Below are 24233 nucleotides of genomic sequence, written 5' to 3'. Positions count from 1 at the left end.
ACAATTAAATGTATATACAAATTATTGAATCAGATAACTGGTTTGATCAAGTTAGATGTGTCTAAATTGTGATCAATAAATAGGATGAAATGCTATATCAAAAGGTAACTTTAGAACTTAATTTATAGCGAGATCCCGGGTGGTAAAGCAGTGCAAAGCTGACTAAATTACGATCGCTCCACGTTCTACGTTTAAGTTGTAAACAAGCGTCATTAGATGTCATTTGTAGGGATTTCTGAACAGACGCTGATGGAATGATGGCTTCGACACTGTGTTCTATCGCACTTAGGGGGCAATGCTCGAATAGATACTGCGTAGGCGTAATTTGACTGAAATCTTGTTTTAGATATTCAGGAGCAAACTCAATATTGACCCAACGGCATTCAAGCTGAATGGCATGATCGTTTTCAAAGTGGATGATTTCAGAGTAAAAAACAGGGCTGCCTAACATAACACCAAGGCGAGTGGCGACGTTTTCATCAGCGATTATTTGATGCTGCGCTTGTATGGTGTTGTGGTAACGATGACCTCGAGCCTTTACCTCTTCAGCGATGTTTCGAATATCAACCAATGGAGATTCTGCTTTATGAGTGGGCGCGCATACGAAAGTGCCAAGCCTTGGTTTTCGTTGTAATCGCTGTTCACTTACCAGATCACGAATGGCTTTGTTTACTGTCATACGACTGACTGAGAATTGCTCCGTCAGATCGAGTTCGGTCGGTATTCTATGTCCAATTGGCCATGTACCCGATTCAATATTATTGAGAATGTAGCTTTTGATTTGTTGATATATCGGAGTTGCCATGAGTTATACAAAAAGACTTAATTGAATACACAAATGGTTACTTAAATGAAGAGAAAAAGCAAGAATTGGGTAAGAGCTGAGCAGTTGAATGTGGTATAGCACACTATTGGCGGTAATGACTTGAACTCACCCCTTCGGTGGGCAACTATCGGCAAAGATGAATTATAAACAAAACAGATAAAGGAAGAGCTCATGCTTGGGAAACTAAAGGCCTCTTTAGGTATTGGTGCAGCTAAAGTAGATACGGTACTGGAAAGTCTGTCTGTCACACAGGGGGACTTACTAAAAGGTACCGTTCACATCAAAGGCGGTGACGTCGAGCAGACCATTGACGCGATTCAATTGAAATTATGTACTGAAGTGAAAGTGGAAGGTGAGAACGGGGTTAGCTATCAAGATTTTTCGCTGGGCGCACTGCAAGTTGTGACCCCATTTGTCATTCAAGCGAATGAAACCAAACAGATCCCATTTGAGCTTCGACTGCACGATGAAACGCCAGTCACGGCTTTAAACGCAAGTAAAAACCAGTGCCATGTATGGGTAGAAACGACGCTAGACATTGATTTCGCCATTGACCCTAAAGATAGAGATTACCTTGAAATTCTTCCGCTTCCGGCTGTTGCTAAGGTAATCAATGCAGTACAAAGTGCCGGTTTTAATATGGTTAAAGCTGACGTTGAGAAAGGATATTTAAATGGTGGTCACTTCAAGTCTCAATCAGGCTGCTACCAAGAAATAGAGTTTCGCGGTGGTGGTTTCTTGAACAAGAAAGAGATAGAGCTTTCGTTTGTATTAGCGGGAGAGCAAGTTCATTGTTTGGCCGAAGTCGAACGCTCATTGGGTTTACGTGGTGATCAATACGTTTCGTTCACTTTACGCAAAATTGCCTCAGATGCTGAAGTTAGTGCCGCTGTGTCACGCGTATTATCGATTTAATAAGTTGAAATTTATTGTTGAGCCTCGCATAAGCGAGGCTTTTTTATATCGGTTAGCCACTAAATCGGTATCGCCATGATAGCGTGAAAGCAATATCGGTGCTGTTATCATAATTAATGATGTTTTCGTTAGCAGAAAACTCAATGGCAGAGTTTTCGAGTTGATAGCGATAACCCAAGGTCACTTCTGAGGCCATTTCACCAAATTGATCTTCGCCTTCGGATACCCGTTGGAAAAACATCGCTTCTGCAATCAAATAGTGGTTCTCAAACCACTGATAACGATAACTTGCGCCAAATGACCAGTTTTGGTCTGTGTAGGGGAGAGATTCAAAATTGGTGTCTGAGTCTCTAAAAGTGATACTCGCCATCGCATCAATGGCGTGATTACCGTTGTGAAATCCATAGTTTACTTGGAGAGCTTGTTCCCAATCACTGCCATAAAACAGCCCGCTACCAAACCCGCTATAGTGAATGGTTACCCCGACAGAAATAGCGTGATGTTCTGTCTGGTACATTTGATACTGTAAGTAGCTGTAGATACCTTGGCTGAGGGTTGAACCTTTAAAGTTGGTTTCTTCAATGCCATAAATCGGCATATCAATCACAAATCTATCTTTGTGCACTTCAGTACGGCCATTTTGATCGATGTTAAACCAGTCGTGAAATGAGATGGTAAGCCCGTCGAGGTAGTTATTCGCGGCAAAATTCCAACGATAACCCATCTCTAACTGCCATGTGTCGGTGAGCTGCCATTTACCACCAATGGCAATTTGGGTTTGGTAATAATCTAGGGTGTAGTATTCGGTTCTTGCCCAAATGCTGGCGGCGGTTGCTGTGCCATACAGTTCGACCGTATCGAGTGGCATGGCAAATCCAGAACGTATTTGAGGAGCAAGCCCATTGGTCAACAAAGGGGCTTGAGCGTAGGTTTTTAATGGCCCGTAGTCGTTGATGCTATCAGCATATACTTCAGATGAAAGCAGCAGCGAAAGGCAAAGTGCGAATCGCAAAATCTTCATATTCATCAAATTTTATAGTTGTTTAATTTAACTATAGCTGATTGCAAAAAGTTGGATTGATAAAATTATTAATTGGAGTTTTCGGGTACAAAAAAGGGGGCGAAGCCGCCCCCATTTTTCCATCTTATTATGCTGCTGATAGGTGAGTAGTGATGTAGGGTTGCCACGCATCTTGATAAAGCTGGCGTGATTGTCGGCGCATATTATTGATTTGTGCGACTTCGAACTCATTGATTTCGCGTTTTTCAACATCAGCGCGGCGTTCTATCTGTTGAATCTGCTCATACAAATCATGTTCTGGGCCAGATTTAACATCAGCGATGGCTTTTAAATGCAGTTGTACTTCCGCCACAAGGTTTGTTTTTGGCAACTGAACCAGTAGGTTCAAATCGCGATAGCCTGATGGAGCGGGCTTTTTAAAGCGGTTTTTTACTTTTACTACCGTGGTCTCTCGTTCTAGCACTTCATAAACTTCCATTAAGCTAGCGACATCATCAGCAACGATGGTAGCGCGGGCTAAGTCAGTAATGCGATCTACTTGACCATCAAGCTCCAATGCGATTTTTTGCTGTGCGCGGTCAGAAGACTTAATGCCAGCAAAGTAAGCATTAGTGCCAGTGAGTAGAGCGGTGCTTTTACAGATAGTCTCTAGCTCAAACTGAGCTTGGTGCGATTTGCTGTAGAGAATATCGAAATCGGAATACGGTTGAGTAGGTGTTGCGGCAGTAGATTGAATGCCATAGAGGCCGCTCAAATTATGTTTGAAAGCTTTTGAACAGACTTGATTTTGGTTAGCTGAACGGCTGCCATCATTGTTTGGTGCAGCGACAGGTACAGCGGCAAAGGCTGGAGTACGGCTGAGCATTAAAAGCATCAGTGCCGTTGTACGTAGGAATAAGCTCATTCACTCTCCTCGGATTTGCGTTGCTTAGTAAAAAGGGCATTAAAAAAGAATCTGCCTAAGCGCGGCGGTTGGACAATTTGATGTCGTCCTACATTATCAATGGGGGTGAAACTTTTAATATCAAGGCTATGTAAAATAACCGTTTAAAATTTTGAGCTTCATCTCATTGCTGTCTGTTTAGAAACCAGATTTCATGCTTGGTTCCCTAAACAGTGATTCCAATTATAAGCGCTGATTCTGAACCTAATCTGAATAAGCTGTTTATCTCTGATTCGCTTTTCGATAGGCTTACGTTTCAAAAAGTCAGCCGAGAATAACAATGAAAGATCCAGAATTTTGGCACAACAAATGGGCAGCGAACCAAATCGGATTCCATCTAGAAGATGTCAATCCTCTGCTCATTAAATACTGGCCTGAGACTCAACCTCAACGTGATGACCAAGTTTTTGTACCACTGTGTGGTAAATCGGAAGATTTGGTGTGGTTAGCGATGAAGCATGAAGATGTGCAAGGGGTGGAGTTAAGTAACATTGCTGTGCGTGCATTTTTTTCTGAACATTTTTACACGCCAATGGTGACGCCAATTAATGGCCAACACGAGCTATTTCAGTTTGATGAGTTATCGATTTATGTCGGTGACTATTTTACTGCGCCGATCAGGCCAGTTGATATAGTCTATGATCGCGCATCTTTGATCGCTTTGCCGGAAGAGATGCGAGTCGCTTACGTTGAAAAAATCAAAAGTGTGCTTAAACCGGGCGCGCGCATCCTTTTAGTGACACTTGATTACCCACAACAGGAAATGGCTGGGCCCCCTTTCTCTGTGACAGAGCATGAGGTGTATCAACACTTCGGTGAGTATCAGATCACCAAGTTATATCGCGATGATGCGGATGAACATCATCCTAAGATTGCGAAAAAAGGCTTATCTCGTTTTGCTGAAGAAGTGTATTTGATTCAAGCTTAATTCCGAGTAAATAAAAACGCTTGCCAATTGGCAAGCGTTTTTGTGTTAGAGAGTAAAGGCGGTATTAATAAATGACTTTTACTTTGTTGGCTGCCGTGATCGCGTCATTGACTGCGTTTTCAATTGAATCACGACGTGTGATTGCCACACCTAGGCGACGACGGCCATCAATATCTGGCTTACCAAATAGGCGCAGTTGAGTTTGAGGTGTTGACACTGCATCAGCCATACCTTCAAACTGAATATCTTGTGAGGTTCCTTGACCAAGAATAACCGCAGATGCACTTGGGCCATATTGTGTTATGGCGGCAATTGGCTGTTTGGTAAAGGCGCGAACGTGTAACGCGAACTCAGACATATCTTGCGACATAAGAGTGACTAAACCCGTGTCGTGTGGGCGAGGGGATACTTCATTAAAGATGACAGTGTCACCTTTAACGAATAGCTCGACACCAAAAATACCGTAACCACCAAGCGCGTTAACGACTTTTCCTGCGGCATCTTGCGCACGAGATAGAGCAGTATCTGACATGATTTGTGGTTGCCATGACTCGCGGTAATCGCCATCTTCTTGTCTATGGCCAATCGGAGCACAGAAGTGAACACCATCAACCGCGCGTACAGTCAGTAGGGTGATCTCGTAATCGAAGTCAATAAACCCTTCAACAATCACACGGCCAGCGCCAGTGCGACCACCTTCTTGAGCGTACTGCCATGCTTTTTCGACGTCCTCAGGTGTTTTAATTACGCTTTGCCCCTTACCCGATGAGCTCATTACGGGTTTACAAACACAAGGAATTCCTACCGCTTCTACAGCGGCTGAGAAATCTTCAAAATTATCGGCGAAACGGTAAGGTGACGTTGTTAAGCTAAGCTCTTCTGCTGCAAGGTGACGAATGCCTTCGCGGTTCATGGTTAGCTTGGTTGCGTTAGCGGTAGGGACAACGTTCAAGCCTTGCGCTTCGAGTTTGACTAGCGTGTCTGTCGCAATTGCTTCTATTTCAGGTACAACATAATCCGGTTTTTCTTGCTCAATCAGAGCCGCTAGCGCATCGCCGTCCAGCATATCAATAATATGGCTGCGATGAGCGACTTGCATTGCAGGTGCATCGGCATAGCGATCACAAGCGATAACTTCTAAACCAAGGCGCTGACATTCGATCGCGACTTCTTTACCAAGTTCACCTGAACCAAGTAGAAGAACGCGAGTAGCATTTTTACGAGTTGCGGTACCAAACATAGATAACCTTTCTTCTGCAAATAGGAAAAACTGCCACGAATATTACTGAATATTTACCAAAAAGCAAACGTTTGCGTTGTGATATAACAACGGATTACAGAGAGACAAAACCTGACTTGAAGCACATTTTTCTAACAGCTTGAATTATGAATTGATTTTCATTGATCTAACGCCAGACTCTGGCTGCAAAACAGGAGGATGATAAAAAGCTATTAATATAATCTCAGGAAGAGTTGTGGCGTCATGCGTTCTTATTTGAAATACATCATACCAGTGGTTATTCCACTGCTGATTCTTTTAATGCCGTTAAGTGCGTTTCCATTTGAAGGAATCACCGTTCTCCAGCAGCGAGTTATCGCGATCTTTTTACTCGCTGCTCTTTGTTGGGTATTCGAACCCATTCCTATTTACGCAACCTCAGTGGTCATCATTGTCTTAGAGCTTCTGATGCTGTCTGACAAAGGCATCATATTTTTCCGCCTAGACCAAGGTGAAGCGCACTTCGGTGAGTTGCTAAAGTACAATGAAATCATGGCAACCTTCGCCAGCCCAATCATCATGCTATTTTTGGGTGGTTTCTTCTTGGCGATGGCGGCAACCAAGTATCGATTAGATGTCAACTTAGCGCGTGTGTTACTGAAGCCATTTGGTACCAATCCGAAATATGTGATGCTGGGTTTGATGCTGATTACCGCTGTGTTCTCTATGTTTATGTCAAATACCGCAACCACAGCGATGATGCTCTCTATTTTGACGCCGGTTATTGCTGTCTTTGGGCCTAAAGACCCAGGGCGAATTGCTTTTGCATTGTGTATTCCTGTCGCTGCTAACATTGGTGGTATTGGTACACCGATCGGTACGCCACCAAATGCAATTGCTCTGAAATACTTAGTCGGTGACAACTTCATCTCGTTTGGTGAATGGATGGCATTTGGTGTGCCATTCGTGATTGTGATGATGGCACTGGCTTGGTTCTTAATTGACAAGCTTTACTCGGCAGAGCAGAAAACCATTAATTTGGACATCAAAGGTAAGTTCTTAAAAACGCCAAAAGCGATTGCGGTTTACATTACGTTTGGTTTGACCATTTCACTGTGGTTGATGGGGTCTGCCCACGGTATGAACTCTTACACGGTGGCGTTAATTCCTGTTGCCGTGTTCTCTTTAACCGGCATCATTAATAAAGAAGATTTGAAGAAAATTTCTTGGGACGTGCTTTGGTTAGTATCGGGCGGTATTGCGCTTGGTTTAGCACTGGATAAAACTGGCTTGGCTAAGCTGGTGGTTCATAGCATTCCGTTTGATCAATTCTCACCTTATATCGTGTTATTCGGCGCAGCATTCTTATGTTTAGTGATGGCGAACTTTATGTCTCATACCGCAACAGCGAACTTGCTGATGCCGATTATGGCAGCGCTTGGCTCTTCTATGGTGTCGCTTGCGCCACTTGGCGGTGAGATCACACTGATTTTAGTCGTTACTTTTGCGGCCTCGCTTGGTATGTCTCTGCCGATCAGTACACCGCCTAACGCATTGGCACACGCGACAGGTCATGTACAAAGTAACCAGATGGCGCGGGTTGGTGTCATTTTAGGTGTGGTAGGTGTGTTGCTTAGCTTTGTATTGGTATGGGTTTTACATGCAGTGGGGCACATCGGCTAGTGTTGTACAAAGCAGATTTAAGGACCCTAGTCGACCGCTACTTTAGTACGCCAGAGCGCACAGTAGTGGTTGACGAAGGCGCAACCTTGATAGAGCAAAATGGCTGTAATGAAAGGCTTTATTACGTGTTGGAAGGCGAGCTCGTTGGCTACTATTCTGAACGTGGAGGAAGCCGAACTCCGGTGTTTTATGCCAATGAGGGTGCATTTATCGGGGTACATAGCTTCTTTTCAGGCACAGGCGAAGCGTCATCAACGGTAGTAGCGAAAAGCCAAGTTAAACTCGCTTGGATAGATCAAACCACTGAACCCGTTGAAGAGGAGAGCTATGGCCCGTTAACCGCGCAGTTTATGCCGGTTATTGTAAATGAGCTATCACGCAGACAGAGGCGCGCAACGCAAGAAGCGGTCGCAAAAGAAAAAGCGCTCCAAAAACTCAATCTCGCTGAGCAGATGACCACATTGGGTCAGCTTGCCGCGGGTATTGCTCATGAACTGAATAATGCTATTGGTGTGGTGAGCAGCAAGTCTGAGCGCTTAGAGGGCGTCATAATGGAGCTGCTAGAAGAAGTTCATCCAGAGGCGAGTCAGTTCTTCGATTATGGCTTAATTCAAGGGCAGAAAACCTCTTCAAGTGAAGCAAGGAAACGCGGCAAGCTGTTTGAGGAAAAATACAACTTAGACAAAAGCTTGGCGAAAGAGCTTGCTCGAGCGCTACCCAGTGATGAGGTATCGAAACATTGGCTTAAAAGCCCCGAACAAGCGATTCGCTTTTGGCAGATGGGGCGAGATTTGCACGATTTACGCATCGCTTCTAAGCATACGGTGGGTATTGTTAAGTCAGTTAAACAGCTCGGCCGCGCAGAAATTGATACCGAGCAAGAACTTGATATCAATGACAGTATTAACCGCGCAGTTGCCTTGCTACAAAGCGATTTACGTCGAGTTGCGGTAAGGATACGTCCTGCGGAGTTGCCATCATTTAGAGGCTCACAAACCGAGTTGGTCCAAGTGTGGGTAAACATCATTAAGAATGCGTGTGATGCCATGGCCAATACTAAAGAGCCTGAAATTGATATTCAGACTCGCCAGAACAAAAACCGAATTCTAATCACGATTGCCAATAATGGGCCTGAGATAGATTCGGTAACAAGACGGAAAATTTTTGATCCAAACTTTACCACCAAGAAGGGCGGTTTATCGTTTGGACTTGGTTTGGGGCTTTCGATTGTGCGCCGAATCATTGCGGGTTACGGCGGCACGATTGCTATCAAAAGTGACCCAGAACAAACCCTATTTAGAATCAAATTACCTATCGAGGAAGACCATGGATAAGCTGAACGTAATTTGTGTGGATGACCAAAGAGAAGTGCTTAGTGCGGTATTGCAAGATCTTGAACCACTGAGTGATTGGTTAAATATTGAAGATTGTGAGTCAGCGGATGAAGTGCTTGAGCTGATGGATGAATTGGACGCAGAAGGTGAGAGAATTGCTGTGCTCGTGTCAGACCATGTGATGCCGGGCAAAACCGGTGTTGAATTGTTGTCGGAAGTGAGCCGCGATCGTCGATTCTTATTGACCAAAAAAATCTTGCTGACCGGACAAGCAACTCATACTGATACCATCAATGCGATAAATGCAGCAGGCATCAATCAGTACTTTGAAAAACCTTGGCAAGCGGAGGTGCTTGTTGCTGCGATTCGCCGTTTAGTGACGGAGTATATTTTTGATGTGGGGCTAGATTACACGCCATATCATGCCCACTTAGATCAAGAAGTGGTGCTCGCTAAATTGCATTAATCGTTTGATGATTCGACCTTTAAAGGCCTAAATATAATTAATAAATCTATTAATTATATTTAGGCCTTTTTGATGACGAATTGTCTGAAACTCATGCAAAAGCATTATTACCGATAAGAATATTGGTGAATATGTAGTAATTTTTGCTTACAAACACATCAATCAGTGATTAAACAGAAGAATTGTGTCTCAGAGATGAATATAATCATGGTCAGCCTTACAGCCGCTAAGATAATATTTATAAATGCAGTACGATCCTAATAAATCAATTAAAATTCCAATTAGCACGCTGAGTGTAGGCATGTTTGTGACTGCGATTGAAGACAGCAAACGTGTTAACTTAGCGAATGCAGGTCGTGTCTCTAACGAAAAAGCGATAGCTCAACTTAAAAAAAATGGTATTAAATTCGCATGGGTTGATCAAAGTTTGTCAGCCAAAGGGTGTGTTTTTAATCCCGCGCCATCCTCGCAAATCCAAGAGAACGACGAAGCAAGCTCACCAAATTCGGCAAAGCCTAAAAAAGTCAGTCGTTTTTCTCATCAAAAACGCGCGTCAAAAATCATTCGTGAGGCGAAAGGTCTTGCTCAGAAGCTGATTAACCATACCTTTGAAGGTAAGGTAATTCAGGTTGATGAAATTGAAGAGTGGGCGGACGATGTCATTGAATCGGTACTTGTTGATTCTGATGCGTTGCAATGTGTTTCTGCTTTGCGGAATAAAGATAAATACCTACTAGAACACTCGGTGAATGTCGCATGTTTGTTGGTAACTTTTGGTAAGCATTTAAAACTGCCACGAGAAACGCTTAAACAGATGGCGATTGGCGGCATTATCCATGATGTCGGTAAAATCAAAGTGGATGATAAAGTGCTGCACAAACCTGCGCGTTTAACCGCGGAAGAGTTTGAGCACATGAAGCTTCACCAAGTGTATGCTGCCCAGATCATCACGAACGTTAATGGCTTGAGTGATATCTCTCGTGATGTGTGCTTAATGCATCATGAAAAGTTAGATGGCTCTGGTTATCCTGCGGGTTTAACCGCTGAGCAAATCCCAATGCATGGCCGAATGAGTAGTATCGTAGATATCTATGATGCACTGACTGCGGATCGATGCTACAAAAAGGGCATGAGTTCAGCAGAAGCATTTAAGGTGCTATTAAGCTTAACGCCAACGCACTTGGATAGAGAGTTGGTCTACAAGTTTATCAACTGTATCGGTGTGTACCCTGTTGGTTCAATTGTCGAACTAAGCGACGGCCGAGTAGGGATAGTTTGGACGGCCAACCATGATGACCCGCTGAAACCAGAAGTTAAATGTTTCTATTCGCGCAAGTATAAGCGCTACGTTGAAGTGGCGTACGTGGATTTGAAACACAATCCAGTGAAGATTGAAAAAGCAATTGCACCACATAACCTTGAAGTGGATGCTCAGCCATTTTTCGATTTATAACCAGAGATGTAAACAAAAGGCGCTGATTCAGCGCCTTTTTTGATTGTTTTGGTTTTAGATTGCGAGATACGCAACGGGAATATCAGGATTGATAGCTTCCAATGTTGACTGAGTATCCGCTAGGTGGCTGATACTGCCGTCTGCCATCTCAGCAAGAGCTGCCGACTCAATATCTTCAAGAGATTGGCCATCAAGTAGCAGTTGGATGATAGCCACTTGCAGTGGAGGTAAGCTTGGGTTGAATGCCGCGTTCTCAGCGTAAGCACCAGTGTATAGGCGGCCATTGCTTAGGCTTAATGCTACACCGCTAAGGTTGTGGGTGTAAGGAGCATGGCTGCGGTTTAACGCGCTGAGTGCTTTTTGAATCAGAGGATCATTTTCTTCGCTTTGCTTACCGTGGTCGGTAGACGCCATTAGACCAGATTCAATACCAAGATCGGCAGGGCCAAATGACTCAGGCAAGTACTCTTGTAATGATTTCTCATCACGCTGAGGCAATTGAACCACAAGCTCTTTTGCTGTGGTCAGCTCATTCATGAACTGGCGGCAGTGACCACAAGGGCTGAAGTTGATCGTGATGTCAGAGATACCTTGCTCGCCTTTCATCCACGCATGGCTGATCGCTGATTGCTCTGCGTGAACCGTTTGTCCTAGCTGCGCACCTGAGATCTCGACGTTAGCGCCAAAATAAAGCTTGCCAGACAGACCACGTACAATCGCTCCAACATAGAACTCAGAAATAGGTGCGTATGAATAAGCGGCGGCGAACGGCAATAAAGCTACGCGAAGATCTGCGTCGCTTAAGCCAGAAAGCTCTAGTAGCTGTGAATATTGTTGCTTTGAAAACGTTGCATCGAAATCGTCGCTTAACACGATCGAAGAAAGAAAGTCGCGAATTTGGCTTGGAGTATCTGCCAACGCTTGCTCTAGGCGGCTTCTCATATTGAATCCTTGTTTCTCTATACGGTCATACCGTTCGCTATTGGTATTACATTCTATGATCGGATAGAGAATTTACCGAGCGTTTGATCACATTTGTGTATGTAACGTTGTTTTTAGTTGCATTGTTAGGGTGAGGTCACACATCTTTATAAGAGTGTAGTTACATATTTTACTCACAGAGAACCTATAGCCTTATACCTATAACGATGCATAAAGTCTCTTGCTGTCGCGTTTCAAAGTTGCGTGAGAGGCTTGTTAACGTCTCCCACGTAGAGAGACCTTACGCTATCGATTGGTTTAGGCTTTTGTTTGCCTTGATTCGTTTGCGAATCAGCCTTTGGGCTGGGCGTTCTATCAAGTGATAACTTAAGCTCGATACGATAAGGCTTAGGGCGATAAAAACCGCAATGACTAAGAAGCCAGTTTGCCAGTCTTGTTGTTGATACCACCAATCCAGAGGTTCGGGATAAAAGCGATGAACGATTTCTACACCGGCTAACAATATCACCGCGTGCCACAAATAGAGAGAGTATGAAACATCTCCGAGGTATTGCGTTATACGATTGTCGATAACCTTCATTAACCATGTGCGAGAGTTGGTTTGTATCGCGCCAATTCCTACCAGTAAAACAAGCAAAAAATAGGTGATCATTAAGGTAAGCGTTGTCGCTTTGAAATGCATCGCGGCGAATAAGCTCGCAATGATGACAAGCAACCAAGTGCTCCCTTGCAGTTTATTTAACGGGAGCTGATCTTTGCGTGAGCACATCCATGCGCCAAGCAGAAATCCACAACAGCCGCGAATAAATCCATAGGCATGCTTGGTGTAGTCGAGGCTTGCTGCTTGAGAGGCCATGGAGAAAATCAGAATCAAGCATAATGCCGGCGTTAGCAAAGATTTAGCCGCTGGCTTAAACAGCATGACAGCAAACAATGGGAAGAATAGATAGATGAGCCACTCGATGCTCAATGACCAAGAAGAGATGTTCCAACTGAGCATCCCTCCGTCCATGCTTTGCATCATTAACAAGTTTGCCATGATGGCATTACCACGGTTAAACGGTCCTTCAAAAGGTGCATTCCCAATCATGCCCCAAGATTCAAACAATGGCCCCGCGTAAAAGGGAATAGTGTGCATGGCTTTGTAACTTTCCCAACCGATCAGGGCGAGTAAAGTGACTAAGAATAAAGGGTACACACGGCTAAAGCGCAGTGACATAAAGCGCCACCAGTTTTCAAATGTAACGCCTTGCTTAAATCCTTGCTGGTAAACATGAATCATCACGTAACCACTTAGAATAAAGAACAAGTCTACCCACAAATAACCGTTTTCAAGAAACTGAGTGACATCGGCGATTGGTTGTTTGTACTGAGGGAATAAAATAAGTCGAGCGTGATACAGAGTGACAAACAGAGCAGCGAAACCTCTTAATGAGGTCAAGAGAGGCAAATTACTTGGCGTTTGGGTATTCAATTCAAGGCGTCCTATACGGGATTTGCATGCAGAATACCGAAACGGTGATGGGATGTATTAAGCCGTTACTGTTGTAATTTATAAATTTTGTGGTCGGTCGAGAATATGTGTAATTGATAAAACTATCGGCTGCATATGAGCAGCCGATTATTGAGTTAAATCAAGTACATTGCCAATGCAAAGAAGCTTGGGGCGAGTATCGACGTGATGACGCCACATACCACTAAAGCGAGCGAGCTAAACGCAGCATCTTCCCCGTTCTTTTCGGCGCAAGTCGCCGTGCCCAGCGCATGGGAAACTGTGCCCATGGTTAATCCGCGCGCGATTGGATGGGTAATGTTAAGCAAGTTGTAGATAGGGTAGGCGAGTATCGCGCCAAACAGGCCGACGATCAGAACCAGAATCGCAGCAATAGCTGGTTCACCGCCTAAGTTGCTGGCCACTTCCATCGCGATTGGCGTGGTAACCGATTTACCTAACAGACTTGCGATGAGTGCAATATCGGCTTTTAGCGCCACTGCAATCATACTCGCTGTCAGCATCGACATAATACTGCCCACGCCACATGCCAACATGATGATTCGCCAGTTCGAACGAATTTGAGGTAACTGCTCATACAGCGGGTACGCCAAAGCAACCACCGCGGGTTGAAGTAGGTAGCTTAGCCACTGGTTTTCTGCGTAGTAAGCTTCAAAAGGCACTTTCATGTAGGTAAGCAAAGGAATCAGAATCCCTACACTAATCAGCAGCGGGTTCATTAGTGGTGAACCAATCTTGCGGCTCACCCAGCGAGCAAAAAAGAAAACAATTACGGTAATCGGTAACCACATCATTTGTTACCTCTTTTCAGTAAGCGATCAAGCATTAATCCAAGCAGCACGAGAACAATGAGAGTGCCACCTACTGCACTGGCTAGAACCGTCAGCGCATTGGCAATCAGCATGTCGAAGTGGTCCATAAGACCGACACTGATTGGAACAAAGAGCAGTACCATATAGCGAATGAAAAGATTAGCACTAGGTTTGACCCAATCAGATGGGACAAGGCCACTGGCCATCAAGCCGAAAAGAATCAGCATGCCGATGATACTGCCAGGAATAGAAGTTTCTAGCAGATGTTGAATGTTAATACCGGCCAAGAGGCAGAGGAATATCAGCCCCATGGACACAGCGTATTGGAGTATATTTTTAGCCATACTTTTTTAGCCGTAAGCAATGAGTTATCGAGTTGTAGGGCGCTTGAGGCTAAGAGTTAATATCAATTGTTATTGGTATTAAGAAACAAGCTTCTCAACGTATTGGTACACGGATTTTAATAGAGTGATTTTCTTTGTATCACTTTCATGTTCGTGAACTAAGTTTTCAAGATTTAGCATATAGTCGTCTATGCGACTTTGGAAGTAGTCTTGGCAGTGATTTGCCCAGCGTTGCTGCTCTTGTTCATCTAGTGTCCACGGGTAATGACGGGCGCGGTAGCGGAACAGTAAAGGTGCAATGCGATCGTCATTAAAACTAATGTCTAATGCGGCTAACTGATTCGGATCGGTTTGGCGCACGATGTCCATTGCTGCTTTGTCTGCTGGTGAGAAGAAGCCATCATAAAGCATGCTGTCGACATCACTCGACTTTTCGTACTCTCGTTCAATGTTGTACAAGCCGATTAACTTTTCGCGAATCTCAGGGTTTTGTCTGATGATCTCTAAGTTCTTAAGACATAACTGGCGATCGATGCCGATCTTCTCCGCATTCTCAGCGGTCAGTGTTTTGGCTGGCGCTAAGATAGGGCACTTATTCAAGTGTACCAATTTCACTGGTACTGGCAGTTCATCCGCCGCGAGATCACTGCGCTTGGTGTACATACGTTGATGCAATGCCTCGACATCAAGGTCAAGCAGTACTTGCGGATCTTTGGCTAAATCGACTGTAATAACGGCATTCTGATTGGTTGGATGCCAAGCGACGGGCACAATCCAGCTGGTGTAATTACACTCACGACCTAACATGCCAGAGACATGCATTAGCGGAGTCATATTAACGATATCGACTAAGTCATTCAGCTTGCGCTTATGACGCATATTTAAGAAGTAATCGAATAGCTTTGGTTGCGCAGCTTTGACTTTCTTTGCCATTTCAATTGTTGCGATAACATCGGCCATCGCATCGTGAGCATTCTCGTGTTCGATTCCATTTGCGACAGAAAGGTGCTCTAGCTTAAAGCTTGGGTAACCTTCTTCGTTTTCTGGCCACACCACACCTTCAGGGCGTAGTGCATGGCAAGCGCGCATGACATCGAGCAAATCCCAGCGAGAGTTGCCGTTTTGCCAGCTCCAAGCATAAGGGTCAAAGAAGTTGCGATAGCACGTATAACGTGTCACTTCATCATCAAAACGAATGCTGTTATAGCCTAAATTGATGGTGTTAGGCGTGGCTAACTGCTCATGAATTTTGGCGATAAATTCTGGCTCGGGTAAACCTTGGCTTGCTGCAAGTTGCGGCGTGATTCCGGTAATGAGCGCCGCTTCTGGAGAAGGTAAGTAGTCAGAGGGTGGTTGACAGTAGATAACCAGTGGTTCACCGATAATATTAAAATCCATATCAGTGCGAACGCCCGCAAATTGGCTTGGTCGATCTTTCGCTGGGCTTGTTCCCCACGTTTCGTAATCAAAGAAAAAGAACGTAGGCTGGTGGTCTTGCTGCATTATTTGTTTACCAAGTATCTGAAAACTCATTTGGTATTAGACCACTGAGCGCGCGCTAAGGCAATGAAACTCACACTGATAGCCTAAAATGTACGCCTTTGGTCCTCTGACGTTTGCTAAGGCAGCATTAGGCAGTTCACGATTGAGATTATCAGTTTGTAATCATCGCTAAATGGGAACGACATTCGTAGCGGCGTTGTTATCACCAACCTATGAGCCGTACGACAAATCTATGTTTTTTATCAACTAATGGTTGTGGTGGGGAGTTCAGTTTGGCAGCATTTGCCACCATATAATCAATGTTAGGAAGCAGTAATGACATCTGTAATGGCGTATTACCAACATCGAGTCGATGGCCCAGAGTTAGTGAATCATGAAAAAGAGCTAAGAACGTATCGCGATCTGGTGGAATTGTTCGATAACTACCCATGGGCACGTGAAATGGAAATGTTTGAAAAGTATGAAGAGGGCGGCGGCTTTTACTTTGTACTTGGCGATGAAAATGGCGTTCATGCGACCTACCAGTATGTGCCGATGGAGCTGAATAAAGGTTGGCTTGAAATCAATGTGTTGCTAAAAGAAGGCTTCTTGTTCTTTGGCAGACAGAAAGCGACCAAAGATTTTGATATTGTCAGCCACACTGAAGCGAAGCAACAAATCAAAGAGATGTTCGAGTATTCTATCGAGTCCCTTTACCGAAAGTATAAGAAAAAATAAGCATAGAAATTCTGTTATACAAGTTTATGTTACTTCTAACATAAACTTAGGCTTAACTAAGCCCGCAGCTGAACAATGGAGAAAACCTTTTGAGCGAGCAATCAACCATCGTCATTATTGAAGACGAGCCATCAATCGCAGATAACCTGATTCATGTGTTGGAGATGGATGGCTTTGCCACTCAGTGGTTTGCGACTGCAGGCGAGGGCTTGTCGTATTTGCAGAGTCATTCACCTTGTTTGGTTGTGCTTGATGTTGGCTTGCCCGATGGTAATGGCTTTGAGCTATGTAAAACGATTCGTGATTTTTCTGCTGTGCCTATCATCTTTTTAACGGCGCGCAATGATGAAATCGATCGTGTGGTTGGCCTAGAGATTGGTGCAGATGACTATGTCACTAAGCCATTTAGCCCACGGGAGATGCTTGCTCGTATTAAATTGAGAATTAAAGCCCGTCCTGCGATTGCTGAAAGTGTAGAGGTTAAGCCATATGAAAAGCTTACTACAGCAGATGATTTGCAAGCGCATAACTTTGATTATGGCGTCGCTGGGCAGATGCTTGGGCTGACCGCCGTTGAGTTCAAAATTCTGCGTAAGTTGATTACCGTGGCGTCTAATGTGCTGAGTAGAGAGCAATTGATGGTTGCCGCCGATATGGCGCCAGAAGCCGCTTACGAACGTAATATTGATACTCATATTAAGGCGATTCGTAATAAGCTAAAGCCATTTGATATGGCTGAGCGAATCTGCACGAAACGGGGCTTCGGTTATTACTATTCAATAAAGGGTGAATAATGAAACGCTGGCCCAGAATTCCGCTCGGACTCAGATTGTTTTTCCTTTACTTCCTTTTGGTGGGGATGACGGCTTACATGGTAAGTAAAATTGTCATTCAGGAGTTAAAACCGACCGTAAGACAAACGACTGAAGAAACCCTTGTTGATATGGCGAATTTGATTGCTGTATTAGCGGAAGAGGATGTCGCCAATGGCAAAATGTCCGAAAGCCGATTCTCCAAGTTGCTGACCGCGTATGGAAAACGAGAACCCAACGCGCGTATTTGGGAGATTGGTAAAAAGGCCATCAACCATCGAATTTATATCACGGATAAGAACGGCATCGTGATAGCGGACTCTTGGCAGCAAGATGTCGGCAAAGACTATTCGCAATGGAATGATGTTTATTTGACATTGCGCGGCCAATACGGTGCACGCAGTACCTTTGAGAATCCAGAAGACCCTTTATCAACGGTTATGCATGTCGCAGCGCCGATCTACCATCAAGGTGAAATCATCGGTAGTGTTACTGTCGCAAAAGCTAACCGCTCAGTTCAACCATTTATCGATCTATCCAAGCGCAATGTATTGTATTGGATGGTGCTGATGAGTGGTTTGGTGTTGATTGCGGGCGCTTTGTTCTCATGGCGGGTGAACTCTGCTCTCTACAAGTTGGAAGATTACGCTGAGAAGATGGGTGAAGGAAAGAAAGTCTCTAAACCCGAATTTCGTGTGTTTTATGAATATGGCACGCTCGCCAATGCGTTAGAAAAAATGCGTAATCAGCTAGATGGCAAGCAATACGTAGAAGAATATGTTCAGACTCTTACTCATGAACTGAAAAGCCCGATATCAGCCATTAAAGGGGCAAGTGAAATTCTACAGATGCCGTTACCTGAAGAAAAAATCACTCGCTTTGCCAATAATATCGAACGAGAAAGCGACCGAATGCAATCTTTGGTCGATAAGCTTTTAGAGTTGGCAAGGTTGGAAAAGCGGCCCCAGTTAGAGCAAGTTGAAGCGCTTAATGTTCATCAAACCATCAATGAAGTGATTGTTGCTTCTGACGCGCGTCTGACTAATAAACAGGTGAGCTGCGCTTTAAGTGGTGACAAAGCACTGTTTGTTCAGGGAGATAGTTTCCTATTCAAACAAGCGCTATTTAATCTTATGGATAATGCGCTCGATTTTGTATTTGTTGACGGCGAGATTAGGTGGAACATCGAGGAAAAAGACGACTTGCTGGTGGTTTCAGTGTTTAACACTGGGCCACAGATTCCTGAATATGCCATGCCGAGGTTAACGGAGAGGTTCTACTCTTTGGCCCGTGAGAATGGTGTAAAAAGTACCGGTTTAGGGCTTAATTTCGTCGAGCAAGTGGCTAAATTGCATCATGGTCAATTGTGTATCGAGAACCAAGAGCATGGTGTAAAGGTCTCGATGTGTTTTGAAATGGCATAGCGGACTTTCAAAACTCCATACAAACTCCACATTAGCTCCATATCTACTCCAAGTGGTTGTTCTAAATTAGCTTCATCAAGTTAATTTAGGCAACCAACCATGAAAAAAATCTTTTCTAACCAACTAGGCATGAAGTTTGGCTTTGTGCTGTTCCTATTCTTGTTATTGCAAATTCCAGTCAGCATGGTGAGCAGTCTTATCTCGGAGCGGGAGTATCGCCAAGAAACTGTACGTGAAGATATTGCGCGCAGTAGCAGTGGCGAACAACGCATCATTGGGCCGTTTATTCAGGTAAAGCACATAGAAACGATCACCCATGAAGAGAAAACTTACCAAGTTAAGCATCAAGAATTCATTTTGCCAGACACGTTTGATATGACTGCGCACTTGGAGAGTTTCGAGAAATATCGTGGTATCTACAAAGCGCGATTATTTAAGGCTGAAAACAGTTTACGAGGTCATTTTGATCTTGCCTTGCTTGAGCAAATCGCCCCGAATGCAATCGAAAGCTTGACTATGGTTGTCGGTGTTAAAGATAGCCGAGGTTTGGTTCAACTAAATAAAATGACCCTTAATCAGCGCGACATAGAAATCGAACCCGGTACAGGAATAGGGCATCTCGCACAAGGCTTTCATACACAGCTAGATATACACCAACTTAATATGAACAAGCCGTTGGAATTTGATCTGAACTTTGTGTTGCAAGGCATGGGTGAACTTCAAGTGACACCTATCGGTAATAACACCACGGTTCAGCTGTCATCAGAGTGGGCACATCCAAGCTTTATTGGCGATTATCTACCAATTTCATCTGATATTTCAGAGCAAGGCTTCAGCGCAAAATGGTCGAGCAATAATTTCTCTACCAACATTTCTCAATTGTTTGATAACTGCGTGCGCAATAACGACTCTTGTTACGAGCTAGACCGTCGACAAATGGGCGTGGCGCTTATTGATGCGGTTGACCACTATCTAAAGTCATATCGTGCGGTGAACTACTCGCTGTTGGTGATAACGTTGGTGTTCGCGAGCTTCTTTTTATTGGAGCTATTCCAAGCGAAACCTATCCACCCTGTGCAATATGGTTTTGTTGGATTAGCACTGGCTCTGTTTTACTTGTTACTGATTTCAATGAGTGAACATCTTGGGTTTAACTGGGCTTACGTATTATCGGCCATTGCTTCTACAGGCTTATTGAGCGTATATGTTGGGGGGATGTTGAACAATAAGAAGCAAGGCGTGTTTTTTGGGTGCAGTTTATTGTTCTTGTATGGATTGTTGTTTGGTCTGCTGCTCGCAGAGAGCTATGCACTTCTGATGGGTACGCTACTTTGCTTCGCTATTCTGAGTTTGGTCATGGTGTTTACCCGCAATGTGAACTGGTATGAACGAACTGCAAAAGTCGAAGGCAATAGTGAGTCAACGAAGGCGGCGTATGTAGAGACAAGCAGTCAAAACGAAAGCAATGCAGAGGAGAATCAAGCCGAGGAGGGGAATGATGCAACTGAAACTTCAAAGTAATAGCCGAATGCTTGATGAGTTGGAAGATGTGATAAAGCATCCGGTCAGATACATTCACTTTTCTCCGTTGCATGCAGTAATGAGTATTGGGCTTTTTATGTTGCTGGTCTTTGTTGCAGTATGGGTAAAAGACAGTTTTGTGCGCCCAACTCTCGGTGATGTTTTGGTGGTGATATGGCTCTATCACGTGTTCGCAACGGTGTTTAATGTCCCTGCTCGGTTACTTGCAGCAGTCGTAGTCGGTATTGCGTATTTGGTTGAGCTTGCTCAGTTGTTCAATGTTGTCGACCTATTGGAGATTCCGATTACTTCGCCATTGCGCATCATCTTTGGCGCAACGTTCGATTGGTTAGACCTAGTCGCGTATACGGTCGGTGGATTGCTGTGTGTTTTGATTTCGAGCTTATGCGTGAATGTTGGAAAGGAATAAGTCAGTGAAGCTGCCAATAGAACGCAGGTACCTGCGCCGTAAAATCAAACAAAGTTTATTAGAGAAGGTCGTTGAGTGGAGTCGTCGTGTTGACCCGTCTTAATCAGTAGGCTATCGCTTATATCATCAAAAGGGGGACTGTTTGCAGTGCCCCTTGCTGTTTTTGTCAGGCTATCTAGCGTAACTAATAAGGCAAAGGCTGATTGAAAGGCAGATTATATTTTTTATGCTGGGTATGGGGAATAAATCACACTTTGAGTTCTAATGAATATTTGTTGCACTTGATTAGCTATTTTGCGTGATCGTGTTCATGTAAATGGGGTTTTTATTGAGCTGTATTTGATTTTTGATGCAATAAAATGCCCATAATAATAGTGAAATTCATTAGACCTCAAAGGATATGTTTCTTCACATGATCACATCAGCCCCTTGGGTGCTGTATCCTGAAATTGCAGATAACCCAAGCCGAGAATGGATTTTTCGGCAACCAAATACCACTGATGGAGACGATATTTACCAGTTAATATCACAGTGCCCCCCTTTAGATGTGAACTCTTCCTATTGTAACTTTTTGCAGTCTACTCATTTTAGTCGCACTTGTGTTCTGGCTGAACAAGATGGGCAAGTCGCGGGTTTTGTATCGGGCTATCTCAAGCCTGATGAACCGGACGTGTTGTTCATTTGGCAAGTTGCTGTGGCTGAGTTTGCAAGAGGACATGGGTTGGCTTACCAAATGCTGCACTCGTTACTCAGTCGGGATGGGTTGCAATCAGTTTCAACAATAGAAACGACCATTACAAAAAACAATAAGGCGTCATGGGCACTATTTGAAAAAGTGGCCAAAGAACACCGAGGTGGCAAGATCACCACATTCTTAGATAAGACTCTTCATTTTAAAGATAAACACGATACGGAATATCTGTATCGAATTACGCTCAAGTAACCAAATTTAAAGGATTTAAACACGGTTCTATCATGGATATTTTTAACAGGCAGGAATCAAAAGTTCGTTCGTACTCTAACAGTTTTCCAGTGATTTTTAAGTCGGCAAAAGGTTGCTGGCTTGAGACTGAAAGTGGAGAGCGGTACATAGACTTTCTTGCTGGTGCGGGCTCACTTAATTACGGACACAACAATTCACTTATAAAAGAGTCATTGTTGGAGTATATCGAGAATGATGGGTTAACCCATGGCTTAGATATGCATTCACAAGCGAAGGCAAACTTCCTAACCACATTGGAAGCGTTGATTCTCAAACCGCGTCACCTTAATTATAAAGTTCAGTTCACTGGCCCGACAGGCACTAATGCAGTGGAAGCTGCAATTAAGTTAGCAAAAAAAGTAACGGGTCGTAGCTCCATTGTTGCGTTTACTAATGGCTTTCACGGCTGTACTGCGGGCGCTTTGGCCGCGACTGGCAATCAGCATCATCGTCAAGGCGCGGGTTCGCCACTAAACAATGTGACTCGAATTCCCTTTGAAGGTTACGCTGGAATTGATGGCCTTAAGTTGTTTGAAACCATGCTCAATGATAACTCGGCAGGGATTGAAAAACCGGCTGCTGTGCTATTAGAAACCGTACAAGGAGAAGGTGGGCTTAACGTTGCGTCAACCGAGTGGTTACAAGCTCTCGACAAGCTTTGTAAATCGCAAGACATTCTAGTGATTGTCGATGATATTCAGGCAGGATGCGGACGTACAGGTACGTTCTTTAGTTTTGAACCATCAGGCATTCAACCCGACATTGTAACGCTCTCTAAGTCCATTAGTGGTTATGGCTTACCCATGGCTTTGGTGTTACTGAAACCTCACTTAGATCAATGGCAGCCTGGGGAGCATAACGGTACGTTTCGTGGCAATAATCACGCGTTTGTTACCGCAACAAAAGCGTTAGAACTTTATTGGTCGAACTCTGATTTTGAAAACCATATTCAACGTTGTTCCAAAGATGTCGAGGCAGTAATCAATCGTTGCATTAAGCAATATCCGTCCATGTTTAACAAGCGTAAAGGGCGCGGAATGATGATTGGCGTAGAATGTAAAAGTGGTGATGTCGCCAGTGATATTGCAAAACATTGTTTTAAAAACGGCATGGTGATCGAAACGGCTGGGCCAAATGATGAAGTGGTGAAATTTTTCTGCCCACTCACCATTACACAGCAAGAGTTAGTTCAAGGATTGAACATATTTGAAGCAGCAGTAGAAACGGTTGCTGCCAAGCTTTACAAGCAAGCCTCTTAACAAGGAAGAGTTATGATCGTTAGAACATTAGAAGAGTGTCGTAATAGCGAGAGAAGAGTGGTGTCTGATAATTGGGAAAGTGTGCGAATGCTACTCAAGGATGACAACATGGGCTTCTCATTCCACATTACTACCATTTATCAAGATACTGAAACCCACATCCACTACCAAAACCATTTAGAATCGGTTTACTGTATGAGCGGCGAAGGTGAGATTGAAGTGGTGGGCGGTGAGACATACCCAATTAAGCCGGGCACGCTTTATATCTTAGACAAACACGATGAACATTATCTTCGTGCATATAAACACAAAGACATGGTGATGGCTTGTGTGTTTAATCCGCCCATTACTGGTGCCGAAGTGCATGATGAAAATGGTGTCTATCCTTTAGTGGATTAATCCCTTCCTTGGTAATGATTGATAGCCGCACTCTTTTGAACTAATAAGAGTGCGTTATCTTTCTTGTAATCTCGTTTCCTTGGTTGGTCAGAGATAAGTATTAACTTTGCTTATCGTAGGGTTTCGATAACTCATTTTTGCTATAAGTCGAGGCAAAGTGCTTTTGTATTGGTTATGGTATTGGATTGTCGCTCAATGTGTTTTAAAGGATGTGTTATGGAAAGGACTCAATACAATGCTAGCTGCTTGTGTGGCAAGGTAAGCTTAAAAGTTAAGCCAAAATCCAATCATTTTATGGCCTGTCATTGCCATACATGTCAAAAATGGACTGGTGGGCCGCAACTCGCTATTCCTTGTGGGACCGAAGTGGAGTTCGAAGGTCAAGAGTATATTACAGAGTTTGCTTCATCGGGATGGGCGACTCGGGGTTTTTGTACCCAATGTGGCAGCCATTTATTCTATAAGCTAAACCACAATGGCGAATACAATATTCTCGTTGGTTTGTTAGATATTGATAAGCAAGCTCAGCTTGAATTAGCTATACAATATTTCATTGATTTAAAACCTACATTTTATTCTTTAGACGCAGATTGCCAAACGATGACGGAAGCTGAGGTAATAAAGGCGTTCACATCTTAACATTGCGAATACACTTTTTAGGTCAACCCGCTGAGCTTATCTATGATGATTAGGTCATTTATTAAGCCTATGCATAGGTGAGAAACGAAAGCCGTAAATATCGAGTATCTTAATTTTTCGTCGCATTTATTTTTTATTTGATTTTATA

The 24233-nt window shown here is 43.9% G+C and carries 24 protein-coding genes; 15 read left to right on the top strand and 9 right to left on the bottom strand.

The window, feature by feature from the left end:
- Positions 1-97 precede the first annotated feature (97 nt).
- Positions 98-805, bottom strand: a complete 708-nt coding sequence (gene hutC / locus OH461_RS04695; RefSeq protein ID WP_270019453.1) for a histidine utilization repressor — start codon at positions 803-805, stop codon at positions 98-100.
- Between the two features lie 192 nt (positions 806-997).
- Here hutC and OH461_RS04690 point away from each other — a divergent pair, with 192 nt between their 5' ends.
- Complete coding sequence (locus OH461_RS04690; protein ID WP_270019452.1) at positions 998-1741, top strand: sporulation protein; 744 nt, start codon at positions 998-1000, stop codon at positions 1739-1741.
- Positions 1742-1793: 52 nt separating this feature from the next.
- Here OH461_RS04690 and OH461_RS04685 read toward each other — a convergent pair whose 3' ends face one another.
- Both OH461_RS04685 and OH461_RS04680 read right to left on the bottom strand, forming a co-directional pair.
- A complete protein-coding gene (locus OH461_RS04685) occupies positions 1794-2768 on the bottom strand; it encodes a DUF3187 family protein (protein WP_270019451.1) in 975 nt (324 codons plus the stop codon).
- 121 nt (positions 2769-2889) lie between these two features.
- Complete coding sequence (locus OH461_RS04680) at positions 2890-3666, bottom strand: RelA/SpoT domain-containing protein (protein ID WP_270019450.1); 777 nt, start codon at positions 3664-3666, stop codon at positions 2890-2892.
- 319 nt (positions 3667-3985) lie between these two features.
- Between OH461_RS04680 and OH461_RS04675 the strand changes: the two genes are divergently transcribed.
- The gene (locus OH461_RS04675; RefSeq protein ID WP_270019449.1) at positions 3986-4633 is read left to right on the top strand and encodes a thiopurine S-methyltransferase; all 648 of its coding nucleotides are present in this window, start codon (positions 3986-3988) and stop codon (positions 4631-4633) included.
- Between the two features lie 64 nt (positions 4634-4697).
- Here the strand turns inward: OH461_RS04675 and purT are convergent, their stop codons facing one another.
- Positions 4698-5873 carry a formate-dependent phosphoribosylglycinamide formyltransferase gene (purT, locus tag OH461_RS04670; protein ID WP_270019448.1) on the bottom strand — a complete coding sequence of 392 codons (1176 nt, stop codon included), beginning with the start codon at positions 5871-5873 and terminating at the stop codon, positions 4698-4700.
- A 243-nt stretch (positions 5874-6116) separates the two neighbouring features.
- Between purT and OH461_RS04665 the strand changes: the two genes are divergently transcribed.
- The 4 genes from OH461_RS04665 to OH461_RS04650 all read left to right on the top strand — a co-directional run bounded on the left by OH461_RS04665 (position 6117) and on the right by OH461_RS04650 (position 10788).
- Entirely contained in the window at positions 6117-7535 is a 1419-nt protein-coding gene (locus tag OH461_RS04665) for an SLC13 family permease (RefSeq protein WP_270019447.1), read from the top strand.
- 2 nt (positions 7536-7537) lie between these two features.
- Positions 7538-8869, top strand: coding sequence for an ATP-binding protein (locus tag OH461_RS04660; RefSeq protein ID WP_270019863.1), 1332 nt, complete (start codon positions 7538-7540; stop codon positions 8867-8869).
- A complete protein-coding gene (locus tag OH461_RS04655; protein ID WP_270019446.1) occupies positions 8862-9335 on the top strand; it encodes a response regulator in 474 nt (157 codons plus the stop codon). The genes OH461_RS04660 and OH461_RS04655 overlap by 8 nt, the downstream gene beginning before the upstream one ends.
- A 244-nt stretch (positions 9336-9579) precedes the next feature.
- Positions 9580-10788: an HD-GYP domain-containing protein gene (locus OH461_RS04650; protein WP_270019445.1), complete on the top strand. Its 1209-nt coding sequence runs from the start codon at positions 9580-9582 to the stop codon at positions 10786-10788.
- 54 nt (positions 10789-10842) lie between these two features.
- Here OH461_RS04650 and cdd read toward each other — a convergent pair whose 3' ends face one another.
- The 5 genes from cdd to sbcB all read right to left on the bottom strand — a co-directional run bounded on the left by cdd (position 10843) and on the right by sbcB (position 15902).
- Positions 10843-11730 carry a cytidine deaminase gene (gene cdd, locus OH461_RS04645; RefSeq protein ID WP_270019444.1) on the bottom strand — a complete coding sequence of 296 codons (888 nt, stop codon included), beginning with the start codon at positions 11728-11730 and terminating at the stop codon, positions 10843-10845.
- Positions 11731-12010: 280 nt separating this feature from the next.
- Complete coding sequence (locus tag OH461_RS04640; protein ID WP_270019443.1) at positions 12011-13204, bottom strand: acyltransferase family protein; 1194 nt, start codon at positions 13202-13204, stop codon at positions 12011-12013.
- A gap of 155 nt (positions 13205-13359) precedes the next feature.
- Positions 13360-14034 (bottom strand): LrgB family protein, encoded by a 675-nt coding sequence (locus OH461_RS04635; protein WP_270019862.1) that lies wholly within the window; start codon positions 14032-14034, stop codon positions 13360-13362.
- A complete protein-coding gene (locus OH461_RS04630; RefSeq protein WP_270019442.1) occupies positions 14034-14399 on the bottom strand; it encodes a CidA/LrgA family protein in 366 nt (121 codons plus the stop codon). Before OH461_RS04630 ends, OH461_RS04635 begins: the two co-directional genes overlap by 1 nt.
- Positions 14400-14477: 78 nt before the next feature.
- The gene (sbcB, locus tag OH461_RS04625) at positions 14478-15902 is read right to left on the bottom strand and encodes an exodeoxyribonuclease I (RefSeq protein ID WP_270019861.1); all 1425 of its coding nucleotides are present in this window, start codon (positions 15900-15902) and stop codon (positions 14478-14480) included.
- A gap of 315 nt (positions 15903-16217) precedes the next feature.
- On the opposite strand from sbcB, the gene OH461_RS04620 reads away from it, so the two are divergent.
- The 9 genes from OH461_RS04620 (at position 16218) to OH461_RS04580 (ending at position 24085) form a co-directional block, all read left to right on the top strand.
- Positions 16218-16619, top strand: coding sequence for a hypothetical protein (locus OH461_RS04620; RefSeq protein ID WP_270019441.1), 402 nt, complete (start codon positions 16218-16220; stop codon positions 16617-16619).
- Between the two features lie 89 nt (positions 16620-16708).
- Positions 16709-17413 carry a response regulator gene (locus OH461_RS04615; RefSeq protein ID WP_270019440.1) on the top strand — a complete coding sequence of 235 codons (705 nt, stop codon included), beginning with the start codon at positions 16709-16711 and terminating at the stop codon, positions 17411-17413.
- The gene (creC, locus tag OH461_RS04610) at positions 17413-18855 is read left to right on the top strand and encodes a two-component system sensor histidine kinase CreC (RefSeq protein WP_270019439.1); all 1443 of its coding nucleotides are present in this window, start codon (positions 17413-17415) and stop codon (positions 18853-18855) included. The genes OH461_RS04615 and creC overlap by 1 nt, the downstream gene beginning before the upstream one ends.
- Before the next feature lie 99 nt (positions 18856-18954).
- Complete coding sequence (gene creD, locus OH461_RS04605) at positions 18955-20376, top strand: cell envelope integrity protein CreD (protein WP_270019438.1); 1422 nt, start codon at positions 18955-18957, stop codon at positions 20374-20376.
- A complete protein-coding gene (locus OH461_RS04600; RefSeq protein WP_270019437.1) occupies positions 20351-20806 on the top strand; it encodes a ribosomal maturation YjgA family protein in 456 nt (151 codons plus the stop codon). Before creD ends, OH461_RS04600 begins: the two co-directional genes overlap by 26 nt.
- Positions 20807-21218: 412 nt before the next feature.
- On the top strand, positions 21219-21749 hold the full coding sequence (gene ectA / locus OH461_RS04595; RefSeq protein ID WP_270019436.1) for a diaminobutyrate acetyltransferase: 531 nt from the start codon (positions 21219-21221) through the stop codon (positions 21747-21749).
- A gap of 32 nt (positions 21750-21781) precedes the next feature.
- Positions 21782-23047 carry a diaminobutyrate--2-oxoglutarate transaminase gene (gene ectB / locus OH461_RS04590; protein ID WP_270019435.1) on the top strand — a complete coding sequence of 422 codons (1266 nt, stop codon included), beginning with the start codon at positions 21782-21784 and terminating at the stop codon, positions 23045-23047.
- A gap of 12 nt (positions 23048-23059) precedes the next feature.
- Positions 23060-23446, top strand: a complete 387-nt coding sequence (locus OH461_RS04585; RefSeq protein ID WP_270019434.1) for an ectoine synthase — start codon at positions 23060-23062, stop codon at positions 23444-23446.
- A 216-nt stretch (positions 23447-23662) separates the two neighbouring features.
- Positions 23663-24085 carry a GFA family protein gene (locus tag OH461_RS04580; protein WP_270019433.1) on the top strand — a complete coding sequence of 141 codons (423 nt, stop codon included), beginning with the start codon at positions 23663-23665 and terminating at the stop codon, positions 24083-24085.
- Positions 24086-24233 lie beyond the last annotated feature (148 nt).

Origin of the sequence: Vibrio sp. LaRot3 (assembly GCF_027587025.1) — a bacterium.
GTDB lineage: Bacteria > Pseudomonadota > Gammaproteobacteria > Enterobacterales > Vibrionaceae > Vibrio.
This window is presented reverse-complemented; position numbering and strand designations above follow the sequence as displayed.

What these genes read in the sequence shown, in the direction of transcription:
- hutC (WP_270019453.1), bottom strand. Translation starts at nt 805, where the DNA reads ATGGCAACTCCGATATATCAACAAATCAAAAGCTACATTCTCAATAAT.
- OH461_RS04690 (WP_270019452.1), top strand. Translation starts at nt 998, where the DNA reads ATGCTTGGGAAACTAAAGGCCTCTTTAGGTATTGGTGCAGCTAAAGTA.
- OH461_RS04685 (WP_270019451.1), bottom strand. Translation starts at nt 2,768, where the DNA reads ATGAATATGAAGATTTTGCGATTCGCACTTTGCCTTTCGCTGCTGCTT.
- OH461_RS04680 (WP_270019450.1), bottom strand. Translation starts at nt 3,666, where the DNA reads ATGAGCTTATTCCTACGTACAACGGCACTGATGCTTTTAATGCTCAGC.
- OH461_RS04675 (WP_270019449.1), top strand. Translation starts at nt 3,986, where the DNA reads ATGAAAGATCCAGAATTTTGGCACAACAAATGGGCAGCGAACCAAATC.
- purT (WP_270019448.1), bottom strand. Translation starts at nt 5,873, where the DNA reads ATGTTTGGTACCGCAACTCGTAAAAATGCTACTCGCGTTCTTCTACTT.
- OH461_RS04665 (WP_270019447.1), top strand. Translation starts at nt 6,117, where the DNA reads ATGCGTTCTTATTTGAAATACATCATACCAGTGGTTATTCCACTGCTG.
- OH461_RS04655 (WP_270019446.1), top strand. Translation starts at nt 8,862, where the DNA reads ATGGATAAGCTGAACGTAATTTGTGTGGATGACCAAAGAGAAGTGCTT.
- OH461_RS04650 (WP_270019445.1), top strand. Translation starts at nt 9,580, where the DNA reads ATGCAGTACGATCCTAATAAATCAATTAAAATTCCAATTAGCACGCTG.
- cdd (WP_270019444.1), bottom strand. Translation starts at nt 11,730, where the DNA reads ATGAGAAGCCGCCTAGAGCAAGCGTTGGCAGATACTCCAAGCCAAATT.
- OH461_RS04635 (WP_270019862.1), bottom strand. Translation starts at nt 14,034, where the DNA reads ATGTGGTTACCGATTACCGTAATTGTTTTCTTTTTTGCTCGCTGGGTG.
- OH461_RS04630 (WP_270019442.1), bottom strand. Translation starts at nt 14,399, where the DNA reads ATGGCTAAAAATATACTCCAATACGCTGTGTCCATGGGGCTGATATTC.
- sbcB (WP_270019861.1), bottom strand. Translation starts at nt 15,902, where the DNA reads ATGCAGCAAGACCACCAGCCTACGTTCTTTTTCTTTGATTACGAAACG.
- OH461_RS04620 (WP_270019441.1), top strand. Translation starts at nt 16,218, where the DNA reads ATGACATCTGTAATGGCGTATTACCAACATCGAGTCGATGGCCCAGAG.
- creC (WP_270019439.1), top strand. Translation starts at nt 17,413, where the DNA reads ATGAAACGCTGGCCCAGAATTCCGCTCGGACTCAGATTGTTTTTCCTT.
- creD (WP_270019438.1), top strand. Translation starts at nt 18,955, where the DNA reads ATGAAAAAAATCTTTTCTAACCAACTAGGCATGAAGTTTGGCTTTGTG.
- OH461_RS04600 (WP_270019437.1), top strand. Translation starts at nt 20,351, where the DNA reads ATGATGCAACTGAAACTTCAAAGTAATAGCCGAATGCTTGATGAGTTG.
- ectA (WP_270019436.1), top strand. Translation starts at nt 21,219, where the DNA reads ATGATCACATCAGCCCCTTGGGTGCTGTATCCTGAAATTGCAGATAAC.
- ectB (WP_270019435.1), top strand. Translation starts at nt 21,782, where the DNA reads ATGGATATTTTTAACAGGCAGGAATCAAAAGTTCGTTCGTACTCTAAC.
- OH461_RS04585 (WP_270019434.1), top strand. Translation starts at nt 23,060, where the DNA reads ATGATCGTTAGAACATTAGAAGAGTGTCGTAATAGCGAGAGAAGAGTG.
- OH461_RS04580 (WP_270019433.1), top strand. Translation starts at nt 23,663, where the DNA reads ATGGAAAGGACTCAATACAATGCTAGCTGCTTGTGTGGCAAGGTAAGC.